Here is an 11,889-nt window from a genome sequence, read left to right on the forward strand (position 1 = left end):
AGAATAGCCGACAACGGCCTCTCCTCCTACCGCTGTCAGCCTTTGCTTTTCGAATGAAAATCCTGCGCGTCCGTTTCTTTAACCTGAACTCCCTGCGGGGGGAGCACGAAGTGGATTTCGGCCACGCGCCGCTGTCGGATGCGGGGCTGTTTGCCATTACCGGCCCCACCGGGGCGGGCAAAACCACGATTCTCGACGCCATTACCCTGGCCCTCTACGGTCAGGTGCCCCGCCACGACGGCAGCGGCCCCGAGCAGGTGATGAGTCACGGCACCGGGGAAAGCTGGACCGAGGTGGAATTTCAGGTGGGCGGCCAGCTGTACCGCTCGAAGTGGAGCCAGTATCGGGCCCGCAAAAAGGCCGACGGCAAGCTCCAGGACTCGAAGATGGAGCTCAGTGAGCAACCTAAGCCCGCAGCCGACGGCGAAATCAGCCCGGAATGGCCGATTCTGGAAAGTTACAAGTCCAGGGTGCCGGCCAAGGTAGCCGAGCTCAGCGGCCTCGAATACCGGCAGTTTCTGCGCTCAGTACTGCTGGCCCAGGGTGATTTCACGAAGTTTCTCAAGTCGAGCCCCGGAGAGCGGGCCCAGCTGCTGGAGAAGATTACCGACACCAGAAAGTACTCCTACATTTCCCGGGCCGCCTTCGAGCGCAGCAAGCACGAAGCCCAGCAGGTCGATACCCTGCGGGCGGGCCTGGCCGGCGTCACGCTGCTCTCGGCCGAGGAAGTGACCACGCTCGAGGCGGAAGTAGCCGGCCTGCACGCCCAGCTCGGGGTGGCGCAAGCCGAACAGCACCAGCTGCTCGAAGCCCAGGCCTGGCTGCGTCAGCTCGACGACCTGACCTTGCGTCAGCAGCGCGGGCAGCAGCGCCTCGGGGCGCTGACGGCCGAAGCCGAAAACCTGCAGCCCCTGCGCCAGCGCGTGGCCGGGCACGAGCAAGCCCTGCCCTTCCAGACGCCCTGGGCCCTGCTCCAGCAAGCCGACCAGCAGATTGACACCCTGCAGCAGGAAGCCGAGCACCTGCGCCGCCAGCTGCCCCAGCTTCAGGAGCAGCTTACTTCTGCCCGGCAGGCCCGCGACCAGGCCCGCCAGGCTCGGGAGGCGGCCGAAACGGCCCGACAGCAGCAGGAACCCCAGCTCCGCGAAGCCGAAAAGCTCGACGCCCGCATTCAGCACGACCATGCCCAGTTGCTGGAGAAGCGGCAGGAATACGAAAGCCGCAACGAGCAGTGCAAGCGTCAAAAAGCAGAGTTGGAGCACACCAAGGCCCAGACCCGGCAGCAGCAGCAGGACCTGGCCGACCTGAACGCTTGGCTGACGCAGCACACCCGCCTGACCACGCTGGGCGAAGCCCTCCCCGACCTGGTGGGAGAATTGCGCGTCTGGAACAGCCTGCAGGATGAGCGCAGCCAGCTGCTGGCCGCCGCCCCCAACCTGCGCCGCCACCTCGACGCCGCCATTGCCAGCAGCCAAGCCACGCAAAACGCCATAGCTGAGGCTGGTCGGCAGCAGACGGAAATAAGCCGCCAGCACGAGGCCGCCCGGACGGAGCGCGACCAGTGGCTGCGCCGCCTGCATCACCATATCCAGGCTCTGCAGCAGGAACACAGCGGCTTAGAGCAGCGCCTCAACGACCTGCGCCGGCTCACCCAGGCCCACCAGCTCATTCTGACCCACGAGGAAGCCCGTCAGCACTTGCTGGCCGGAGAGCCCTGCCCGCTGTGCGGGGCCGTGGAGCACCCTTACGCCGCGGGCGTGCTGGGCATCAGTGCCGAATCGTTGCGGCAGGATCAGGACCGGGAAGACGAGCTGGCCCAGCAGACCCGCCTGCTCAACGCCCGCCTCAACCGCATGAGCAGCCTCACGGGCCTGCTCGAACAGGCAGGTGGCCAGCTCGCCGCGGAGGCTGGCGGCACCAGCGTCGTTTTGCTCACGCCCGCCGACGAAGAACAGGCCCCGCAGCTCATCCGGGCCCTAGGTCAGCAGCTGCGGGAGCTGGAGCAGCAGCAGAATGCCTTACTGGTGCGCCTCACTCAGCTGCAGGGCCAGCAGCAACAGGCCGGGACCCAGCAGGAGCAGCTCACGCTGGAACTCGGCAAAGCCACGGCCCGCCTCACCGACCTGGACGAAGCCATTCCCCAGAGCCAGCAGACCATCAGCAGCCTGCTCAGCAACTTCGGGCTGACCTTTGCGGGCCAGACCGGCGCCTCCCTAGTCGACGAGCTCCGCCAATTGGGTGCCGAATATGAGCAGAAAAACCAGGCCCGCACCGCCCTCGAAAAGCAGCTGCACGGCTTGCACACCCAAACCGATATTCTCGCCGTCCAGCACTTGGAGCTCCAGCAGTGGCTCAAGGACAGCAAGCAGCCGCTGGTAGACCGCCACGCGGCAATTCAGCAGCTGCGCGACCAGCGGCAGACGCTGTTTGCCGGCGCCGACGTAACTCAGGCGCTAGAGCAGCTCGCCGCCGCCGTGCAGCACACCCAGACCGCGCTGGAACACCGGGACCAGCAGGTGCAGACCGCCGAAACCAGCTTGGCCCTGGCCACCGAAAAGCTGCGGCAGCGCGAACAGGATGCCCAGCAGCGCCAGCAGCAGCGCCAGCAGCAGTACGACAAGCTGGTGGCCGACCTCGCCATGGCGGGCCTCACGCCCGACCCGGCCGCCCTGGCTCCGCTGCTGCTCACCGATTCCGAAGTGCGCCGCCTGGCCGAGCAGCTCCAGGCCCACGACCAGGCCGTGGCCGCCACCCAGCAAGGCCTGACTGAAGCGGCTCAGCAGCTGCAGCAAACTCAGGCCCGCGCCCTGACCATCCAGAACCTGGAAACCATCACGGCCCAGCTGGTCGTTAATTCTCAGCGGATTGCGGAGATCAACCAGCAGCTCGGGCAGCGGCAGGAGCGCCTGCACGGGCACCACGCCGGACTGGAGCGCCACGCGGCCCTGGCCGAAGCCCTGGAAAAGCAGCAGCAGCAGGCCCGCCGCTGGCGGCAGCTCACCGACCTGATTGGCTCGGCCGACGGCAAGAAGTTCAGCGAGTTTGCCCAGGGCCTCACCCTGGCCCGCCTCGTGGAGCTGGCCAACCGTCACCTGCACCGCCTCACCGACCGGTACCGCATTCTGCGCAACCCCCAGGAGCACCTCGACCTGCTCATCGTGGACGAGTACCAAGCCGGCAGCGCCCGGTCTATGAACTCGCTGTCGGGTGGAGAAAGCTTCTTGGTGAGCCTGGCGCTGGCATTGGGGTTGAGCGAGCTGGCGGGCCGCAAAACCCAGATTGACACGCTCTTCATCGACGAAGGTTTCGGCACGCTCGACCCCGACACGCTGGACACGGCTCTTTCGGCCCTCGAAACCCTGCAGGGGATGGGCAAAACAATCGGCATTATCTCTCACGTGGAAGCCCTGAAGGAACGGGTCAGCACCCAGATCAGCGTGCGCAAGGGCGCCGGCGGGGTGAGTACCCTGCGCGTCGTCGGGTTTGGGGAAGAGCTTTAGCCCCGGGGCTCCCCCGCCGCCCGAATGTCGGCCCAGGTCCAGCGCTTACGCGGGACAAGGCCGGCGTATCGGGCCCGGAAAAACGCCACCACTTCCGCTTCCAGCTCGTGAGGGCTGATGGACGAGGCGTAGATTGGGCGCTGGTCGGGGTCGGCGTAGCGCTGCACTTTGCTCAGGGAATGGCCGCCCAAGCGCAGCAGCGGGCCCGTGTCGGTGATACCGTCGAAGGTCCAGCGCTCGGGGGCCGTTTCCTGGTGATTCAGCCGCGCGGCCAGCTCCTGAAGTGGCAGGCGGGGCAGCGTGGCCCTCGATTCCAGATCAATCCAGGTGGTGTACTTGTACTCAAATTCGTAGCGTTGCCCGTCGTAAAGGCTCAGCACCATGTCGAAGCCGGCCGTGGGGCCAAATAAGGCGTAGTAGGGCAGCGGCTCCGGCGTTTCGACCACCACCAACCCGATTTCGGGGTAGCGCCGGATGTGGGTAGCGGGACTTTGCATCACCAGCTGGGCCTGTTGCACGCGGGCGTATTCGGGTTCCCAGGCTGCCCGGCCCGTTTCGGGGTTTTCCAGCACGGCTCCGAAGGCGGGCAGAAACCAAGCGAACTTTTCGGCCGAGGCCTCATCCTCGCGGCGCCGCCGGGCGGGCGCCCCGAAGGGCTCGTAGAACCGGGCTTTTTCCTCCGCATTCAGCCAGCACACCAGCTTCAGGGCCTCGTCAGCCAGCGGGTCAGTCAGGTCCAGCTCCCGAAAGTCGCCCAGCGTGGCTACCAGCCGCAGCAGGGGCTCGTGGCGCAAAGCCAGCGCGGGGTGCAGCAGACTCCACACGCCCACGAAGCCGTCGACGTCGAAATGGTTGGCCGTGACGGCGGCGGCGGTGAGGCCGGGCGTGGCCGGGGCGTGCAGGGCGCGCAACACCGAGCCGGCGCTGGTATCGTCGCGCAGGGCGGGCGGCGTGGGTGCCCCGCGCCAGTGGGCCAGCACCAGGGCCGCCCCGTTGGCAGTGCTGTCGACGACGATGGTGGGCTGGCGGCGCAGCTGGGCAAAGGGCACGAAGGATTTCACGGGCAAGCAGGCCGGGGAAGGTGGCCGGCCGGAGCGCAAGGTCCGAATTCCCGGCTACTTGCTCAGGGCTTTTTGCGGCGGTTGCTGATGCGCTCCACCCGGCTGCGGCGCACCCAGTGCAGGTATTTCTGCAAGTCCTCGGCCTGCTGCAGGGCAGGCAGCGTGGGGTAGCGGCGGGCCAGCTCCCGGTTGGTCAGCAGCAGATGCACAGTGCTGTGGCAGGGCTGGCACAGGGCCACGGTGGGGCCGTGGCGGCCGCCTTCCTCCCGGGGCACCAGGTGGTGGCGCGACACCTGCCCCACGAGCCGCTCGCACAGCTCGCACTGGGGTTCGGGAGTGGACCCAGCCGGGGGCGGCAGATTTTCCGGCCGCCTGCGGGAGGCACAACGCGTCATAAAACAGAGTATCAAGGGGCTACCTCCGCAAAAACCGGCTATTAGCGAATTAGTTGAGGATAAAAAAATATAAAATCATGTTGTGGCAGCGTTTAATTTCCTTCTATATTTGGTTAGGGAATGGGCCAACCAGTTCTATTTAAGGCATTTCTACCTCGTTACGAACGTCTCTAATAAGCCCGTCAGTTCGGCGGCCGGCTGCGCTACCCTCCTTTCTCCCGCGTTTTTTCTTCCCCTCGTCCTTACACTACTTACCCCTCTTGCCATGCGCGTTTCTACCCCCGCTCTCCTCCACCGTCCGCTTCACCTGCTGCGGGCTGCCGGCCTGGTGCTGGCCCTGCTGGCCCTGACCTCCACCGCTTCCCACGCCCAAACCTGGCTCGTCTCGACGGATGCCTACATTCGCCTGGGCGTGATGGACAAGTTCGGTCAGCTGGGTAACTACTCGGCCCGCTTTGTAGTCACGAACCAGACCAACGGCAAGGAATATATCCTGGTCAAGGAAATCGAGAAAGGCCAGAACGGCATTGACGTTATCTTTCCTTCCCTGGCCTCGGAGGCCGACTACTTCAAGTCGGAATCGGGGGAAGCGGCCAATGGCGTGCCCGGCCGCTACGTGTGGGAGTGCCAGGTAGGCGGCAAGAAAGTGGTCGGCGGCCGCTTCACCTTCCCTGAAGTTGCCAACGACGTGACGGTAATTGATAAGCGTAAATAACCTATCTTACCGCACCTTTACACCAGTTTTGAAAGAAAGCCCAGCGTTGCAGCGCCGGGCTTTTTTTATGCCCGGGCCCGCCGCCCCGCCTCTTTTCCGGCCCGCGGCCGTATAGCAACTGGGGCCGCTCAGCCACGGCCCCTGGTTTTTTCCACCTTCTTTACGTGCCCCTATCATGCCTAAAAAGTCGTTTGCGGAGCTTATCAGCAGCCCCGGAATGCCGGTACTCGTCGATTTCTACGCCGACTGGTGCGGCCCCTGCAAGACGATGGCGCCCATTCTGGAGCAAGTAGCGGCCCAGCACCAGGGCAAGCTCAAGGTCATCAAGGTCGACGTGGACCGCAACCAGGCCGCCGCCCAGCAATTCCGCGTGCAGAGCATTCCGACCCTGATTCTGTTTCACAAGGGCCAGCCCGTGTGGCGGCAGGCCGGCGTGGTGCCCGCGCCCCAGCTTACCCAGGCCCTGCAGGCGTACGTGAGCTAGCCGCGCGTCTTTTTCCGGGTGAGCCCACGCAACCAAGCGGCGGGTTCGCGCATCTAAGCAGGCAGCGGCCTAAACTAACGGCCACAGCTGGGCGTTAGGCAGGCGCCGCGCTTTACCTTTGCCCGGCCCGTTGCGCGGCCCCTACCTTGTGTTTTTCCCATGCGCTTACCTCTGCTTGCCGTTTGCCTAAGCTTGCTGGCCCTGGTGCTGCTGCCCCGCGCGGGGCAGGCCCAGGCCCGCTACACCCTGACGGGCTTTATCCGCTCCGGCGCCGACAAAAGCGTGCTACCCGGCGCTTCGGTGGCGGTGCCGGCCCTGGGTACCGGCGCCACCGCCGACTCCACCGGCCAGTACGCGCTGACGCTGCCCGCGGGCCGGCATCAGCTCGTTATTTCCTTTATCGGCTACCAGAGCCAGACCCGGGAGCTGAACCTGACCCACAACCAGCGCCTGTCCTTCAGTCTGCCCGAATCCCGCAATGAGCTGGGCGAGGTGACGGTGGTGGGCTCGGGCACGCTGGAGCAGAAGCTCCAGACCCCGCAGATGAGCGTGGAGCATCTTACCACCCGGGAAGCCAAGCTGCTGCCGGCCCTGTTCGGGGAAGTCGATCTGCTCAAAACCCTGCAGCTCAAACCCGGCGTGCAAAACGGCGGCGAGGGCACCGGCGGCCTGTACGTGCGCGGGGGCTCGGCCGACCAGAACCTGTTTTTGCTCGACGACGCGGTGGTCTACAACCCTTCCCACCTGTTCGGGCTGTTTTCGGTGTTCAACCCCGACGCCGTGCAGAGCGTGGACCTCTACAAGGGCGGCTTTCCGGCCCAGTACGGCGGCCGCCTCTCGTCGGTGGTCGACGTGAAGCTGCGCGAGGGCGACCCGCAGAAATATTCGGTCAGCGGCGGGCTGGGCCTGATTTCGTCGCGCCTGACCCTGGAAGGGCCGATTGTGAAGGACAAGGGCGCCTTCATCGTGTCGGGGCGCCGCACCTACTTCGACGTCTTTACCCGCCAGATCAACAAGCTCAACAAGAACACCGAGGACTACAGCCCGATTCCGGACTACTACTTCTCCGACTTCAACGCCAAGGCCAACTACAAACTCGGGGCCAAGGACCAGCTGTTTCTGACCGGCTACTATGGGCGCGACGTGTTCGGCTTCAACAGCACCAACGGCTTCAACTTCGACTTCAGCTGGGGCAACACGGTGGGCTCGTTGCGCTGGAACCACGTTTTTTCGCCCAAGCTCTTCGTCAATACCACCGTTTCGGCCACGCGCTACCAGTACAGCATTGCCAACAAGCTCGACCAGTTCGCCTTCAGCCTTTCGTCCGACATTCAGGACTACGCCGTGCGCACCGACTTTGAGTACGCCCCCGACGACCGGCACGTGTTCAAGGCCGGGGCCACGGCCACCAGCCACCTGTTTGGGGTGGGCCGCCTGCAGGCCGGCAGCCAGGACGGCAGCCTGAACATTGGCTCCGACGTGCAGTACCACGGCCAGGAAGCCTCGCTCTACGCCGCCGATAACTTCAAGGCCACCGACAAGCTTCAGCTCGAGTACGGCCTGCGCCTGACCGGCTTCCGCAGCGGCTCCGACTGGTTTGGGGGCCTCGAGCCCCGGGCTTCGGCCCGCTATTCGCTTACGCCTAAGACCTCCCTCAAGGCCAGCTACGCCCAGATGTACCAGTACGTGCACCTGGTCACGAACTCCGGCGCCTCCCTGCCCACCGACATCTGGTATCCGTCGCGGCTGAACGTGAAGCCCCAACGCTCCCAGCAGGTGGCCACCGGCGTGAGCTTTCTGCTGCTCGGCGGCCAGTACCTGCTCACCAACGAGGTGTACTACAAGTGGGCCCGCAACCAGGTGGATTTCCGCGACGGGGCCCAGCTGTTTGCCAATGCCGACCTCGACGCGGAGTTCCTCTTCGGCAAGGGCTGGTCCTACGGCAACGAGCTATACCTGGAAAAGAAGACCGGCCGCACCACCGGCTGGGTGGGCTACACCCTGGCCTGGACCCAGCGCAACTTCCAGCCCCAGCGCGGCACCACCGGTATCAACAACGGCAAAGACTTCTTCCCGACCTACGACCGGCGCCACAACCTGACCGTGGTGGTATTGCACCAGCTCACCGAGCGGCTGAACCTGACCGGCTCGTTCGTGTACACGTCCGGGGCGCCCACCACCCTGCCCGCGGGCCGCTTTCAGCTGCAGGATATATTCGGGGCGGGAGACCAGCTCGGCGGCAACCCGGTGCCCATCTACCCCGACCGCAACACCTACCGCCTGGCGCCCTACCACCGCCTCGATTTGGGCGTGGTGTATAAGCTCAAGCCCCGGCACGGCGAGTCCGACCTTACGTTTAGCGTGTACAATGCCTACAACCGGCGCAACCCCTACTTCGTGTACTTCGACCAGGTGAAGGACAAAGCCACGGACCAGGTAACCAGCTACCGGGCCCGGCAGGTGTCGCTGTTTCCCGTGATTCCGTCGGTGACGTACAACTTCAAATTCTAACCGCTCATGTTCGTCGCCACCTTGCTGAAACGTTGGATTGGGCTGAGCCTGCTGCTGGGCGCGGCGGGCTGCAACCTGCAGAAAGACATCGACGTGGACCTGCCCGCCGTGCCTTCCCAGCTTGTGACCGAGTGCTACCTGCGCCCGGGCGAGATTCCGCGCCTGACCGTTTCTGAAACCACGCCCTACCTTAGCACTGCCCAGCCCACCCTGCTCACCGACGTGACCGTGACGCTGACCCTGCCCAACGGCCAGCAGCAAAAGCTGCAGTTTCGGCCCGGCCTCGACCGGCTCACGCAGAAGATTTACACCCACATCGGCCAGCGCGCCCTCGTGGCCCGGCCCGGCGACACGTTTACGCTCGACGTGCAGGATTCCAAGGGCCGGCACGTGACGGGCACGGCCACCATGCCCGCCCTGGTACCCCTGGATACGGTGGAGTGGAAATTCAACGACAAAACCGGGGAGCAGCGCAAGGCTTACGTGCTGACCAAATTCCGCGACCCGGCTGCCACCGCCGACTTCTACCGCCTCCAGATTCACAAGGACAGCATCTCGGTGGACTCGGAGCGCGACTTTACCCTTGACGACCGGCTCACCAATGGTACGCAGATGACGCTGGGCACGAGCTACCGGTTTTCGGCCAACGACACCCTGCTCATCACCCTCTACCACCTCGACGAGCCCTACTACCGCTTTTTGCAGTCCGTCGATGATGCCCGCAATGCCAACGGCAACCCGTTTGCCCAGCCGGCCGCCATCCGCTCCACGGTCCAGGGCGGGGTAGGCGTGTTCACCGTTCTCAGCTCCGACCGGCGTACTATCATTGTGAAATAATGCTGCTTATTTTTATTTGCAGTACCGGGGCTGTTCCCGGTTATCCTAACGCGGTATTTTCGCTCTCTTAGATTTCTTTGCCCATGCTGAAACCCCGTACTCTTCTTCCCCTCCTCACCCTGCTGTTGGGCCTGGCTAGTTTGTTTACCAGCTGCAGCAAAGCCGACGACCCGGCTCCGGCCGCGCAACCCGAAATTACGCCCTCGGCCCTGACGGCCACCACGACCTGGCGCCTGGATGAGATTCAGCAGAATGGGCAGGTCACCAGCAGCGGGGCCGGCATCAAGGACCGTTATTCCCTCTCCTTCCGCACCGACAACTCCTACGCCCAGAAAATGCTGGCCGACAACGCCACCTACCCCGGCACCTGGATGCTGATGGCCAGCAACACTATACTTCACCTGCTCGACCACAAGGGCGACGACCACGAGTACAAGCTGACCGGGCTGACGGCCCAGCAGCTGCGCTACCGCTGGACTAACAAGGACGGCAAGCAGGAAGAACTCATCTTCTCCGCCCAGCCCTAAGGCGGTTATATTTCTCCGACAAAAAAGGCCCGCAGCACAGTGCTGCGGGCCTTTTTTGTTGTACAATAAGTTGTTGCCGGCGGCTACACCTTGGCTAGCACGGCCTTGAGCAGGGCAGTGAGGCGGGGCTCGGCGGCGGCGGCCACGCGCAGGATGTCGGCAATTTCGACGCGCCGGAGCTTGCCGGGGGAGCACAGGTCGGTGATGACGGAAACAGCCAGCACGGGCAAGCACAGGTGCACGGCGGCAATAACCTCGGGCACGGTGCTCATACCCACCGCGTCGGCGCCAATGGTGCGCAGGTAGCGGTACTCGGCCGGCGTTTCGAGCATGGGGCCGGGCAGGCTGGCGTACACCCCGCGCCGCACTTTGTCGGCGAAGCCCAGCTCCCGGGCGGCTTCTTCGGCCAGGCTGAGCAGGACGTGGTCGTAGGGTTCGAGCATGTCGGGGAAGCGCGGGCCCAGCTCGTCGAGGTTTTTGCCCACCAGCGGGTTGGTTGGCTGCAGGTTGATGTGGTCGTCGATGAGCATCAGGTCGCTGTAGTCGTAGTCGGGGTTGAGGCCCCCGCTGGCATTGCTCACAAACAGCTTCTGAATGCCCAGCAGCTTCATCACCCGCACCGGAAATACCACCTGGGGCATGGTGTAGCCCTCGTAGTAGTGAAAGCGGCCCTGCATCACCAGCACCCGGCGCCCAGCCAGCGTGCCGGCCAGCAGGTTGCCCGAGTGGCTTTCCACCGTCGAGGTCGGGAAGTGCGGAATGCCGGCGTAGGGCAGCGTAAACTGCACATCGATATCCTGGACCAGGTCCCCGAGGCCGGTGCCGAGGATGATGCCGAATTCGGGCTGGAAGTCGCCGATCTGCTGGCGGATGTGGGCGGTGGCTTCGTGAAAATCTTGCATAGAAAGCTAGGTTGGGGCGGCAAGGTACGGGTTCGGGCCGGGCAGCGCCAGCCCCAAGCGGCTATCAGCCCTACGCCCCGGCCGGGTACGCCGTCCGCCGCGGCTTTTCGGGTTTGTTGCGCTTGCCCCACCACACCACGAAGCCCGTCAGAGGCAGGCTGGCCGACAGCAGGCTACCCAGAAAAGCCACGATTTTGCCCCCTAGCCCCAGAACCAGGCCCGTGTGCAGGTCGTAGTTCATGTCCACGAGCTTGGCACCGTTGCTTTTGCTGCCGTGGGGCAGGCGGCGGAGCAGCTCCCCCGATACGGGGTGAAAATAGTAGTCGTCGCGGTGGTAGAAGCGCAGGGCGCGCTGGTAGGCGATGCCGAATACGGGTTGCTTCGTGGAAGTTGGCGCGGCCAAAAACAACATGGCGTAGCCCGGTGAGAGACGGCGCATCTGCTCGAAATACCGGTCGATAACCGGCTGCTTCGGTTCCGAAACCACCTGCAGGGTATCGAGAACGGGCGGAGTGGTTTCGGCAGGGTGAGTCTGGCCGCCGTTGCTGACGAACGTGGCCGCCGTACGCAGCCATTCGTAGCTCATCATCAGTCCGGTCAGGGCAATCAGCAAAGCCACGGCGGCCACGTAGAAGCCCAGCACGCTGTGCAGATCGTAGTTGACGCGCCGCCACCGGGCGCCCCACTTAATGGTGAAGCTGCGGTGCCGGTCAGTTTTGCGCTTGGGCCACCACAGCATAAGGCCGGTAGCCAGCATTACCACGAAAATCAGCACCGCGGGGCCCACTACCCACTCCCCCACCGCGGGCGGCAGCAGCAGGTACATGTGCAGGTACTGCACGAGGGTAAAAAAGTCGCGGCGCAGGTCCTGGAAGTGCAGCTCCCGGCCGGTGTAGGGGTCCACGTAGGCCACGAAGCTGCCGCCGGCTTTGTCGGCCAGATACACCGCCGCGGCCC

At 64.5% G+C, this 11,889-nt stretch carries 10 protein-coding genes; 6 read left to right on the plus strand and 4 right to left on the minus strand.

Features of this window, described 5'->3' with window-relative positions; translation table 11 throughout:
- Positions 1-53 precede the first annotated feature (53 nt).
- Positions 54-3,500 carry an AAA family ATPase gene (locus EWM57_RS10900; RefSeq protein WP_129921173.1) on the plus strand — a complete coding sequence of 1,149 codons (3,447 nt, stop codon included), beginning with the start codon at positions 54-56 and terminating at the stop codon, positions 3,498-3,500.
- Here the strand turns inward: EWM57_RS10900 and EWM57_RS10905 are convergent.
- Positions 3,497-4,561: a DUF6687 family protein gene (locus tag EWM57_RS10905; protein WP_242510044.1), complete on the minus strand. Its 1,065-nt coding sequence runs from the start codon at positions 4,559-4,561 to the stop codon at positions 3,497-3,499. The genes EWM57_RS10900 and EWM57_RS10905 overlap by 4 nt on opposite strands.
- A gap of 62 nt (positions 4,562-4,623) precedes the next feature.
- The gene (locus EWM57_RS10910) at positions 4,624-4,956 is read right to left on the minus strand and encodes an HNH endonuclease (RefSeq protein WP_242510045.1); all 333 of its coding nucleotides are present in this window, start codon (positions 4,954-4,956) and stop codon (positions 4,624-4,626) included.
- Positions 4,957-5,221: 265 nt separating this feature from the next.
- Here EWM57_RS10910 and EWM57_RS10915 point away from each other — a divergent pair, with 265 nt between their 5' ends.
- The 5 genes from EWM57_RS10915 to EWM57_RS10935 all read left to right on the plus strand — a co-directional run bounded on the left by EWM57_RS10915 (position 5,222) and on the right by EWM57_RS10935 (position 10,030).
- Positions 5,222-5,671, plus strand: a complete 450-nt coding sequence (locus tag EWM57_RS10915; protein ID WP_129921175.1) for a hypothetical protein — start codon at positions 5,222-5,224, stop codon at positions 5,669-5,671.
- A gap of 175 nt (positions 5,672-5,846) precedes the next feature.
- The gene (trxA, locus tag EWM57_RS10920) at positions 5,847-6,155 is read left to right on the plus strand and encodes a thioredoxin (protein WP_129921176.1); all 309 of its coding nucleotides are present in this window, start codon (positions 5,847-5,849) and stop codon (positions 6,153-6,155) included.
- A 159-nt stretch (positions 6,156-6,314) separates the two neighbouring features.
- A complete protein-coding gene (locus EWM57_RS10925) occupies positions 6,315-8,666 on the plus strand; it encodes a TonB-dependent receptor (protein ID WP_129921177.1) in 2,352 nt (783 codons plus the stop codon).
- 6 nt (positions 8,667-8,672) lie between these two features.
- On the plus strand, positions 8,673-9,503 hold the full coding sequence (locus EWM57_RS10930) for a DUF4249 domain-containing protein (RefSeq protein WP_129921178.1): 831 nt from the start codon (positions 8,673-8,675) through the stop codon (positions 9,501-9,503).
- 83 nt (positions 9,504-9,586) lie between these two features.
- Positions 9,587-10,030: a hypothetical protein gene (locus EWM57_RS10935; RefSeq protein ID WP_129921179.1), complete on the plus strand. Its 444-nt coding sequence runs from the start codon at positions 9,587-9,589 to the stop codon at positions 10,028-10,030.
- Between the two features lie 83 nt (positions 10,031-10,113).
- Here the strand turns inward: EWM57_RS10935 and EWM57_RS10940 are convergent, their stop codons facing one another.
- Together EWM57_RS10940 and EWM57_RS10945 are read right to left on the minus strand one after the other, a co-directional pair.
- Entirely contained in the window at positions 10,114-10,932 is an 819-nt protein-coding gene (locus EWM57_RS10940; protein ID WP_129921180.1) for a purine-nucleoside phosphorylase, read from the minus strand.
- A 70-nt stretch (positions 10,933-11,002) separates the two neighbouring features.
- The coding region (locus EWM57_RS10945; RefSeq protein ID WP_129921181.1) for a PepSY-associated TM helix domain-containing protein at positions 11,003-11,889 on the minus strand (887 nt) is incomplete at its 5' end.

It is taken from the genome of Hymenobacter persicinus (assembly GCF_004167665.1).
Lineage (GTDB): Bacteria > Bacteroidota > Bacteroidia > Cytophagales > Hymenobacteraceae > Hymenobacter > Hymenobacter persicinus.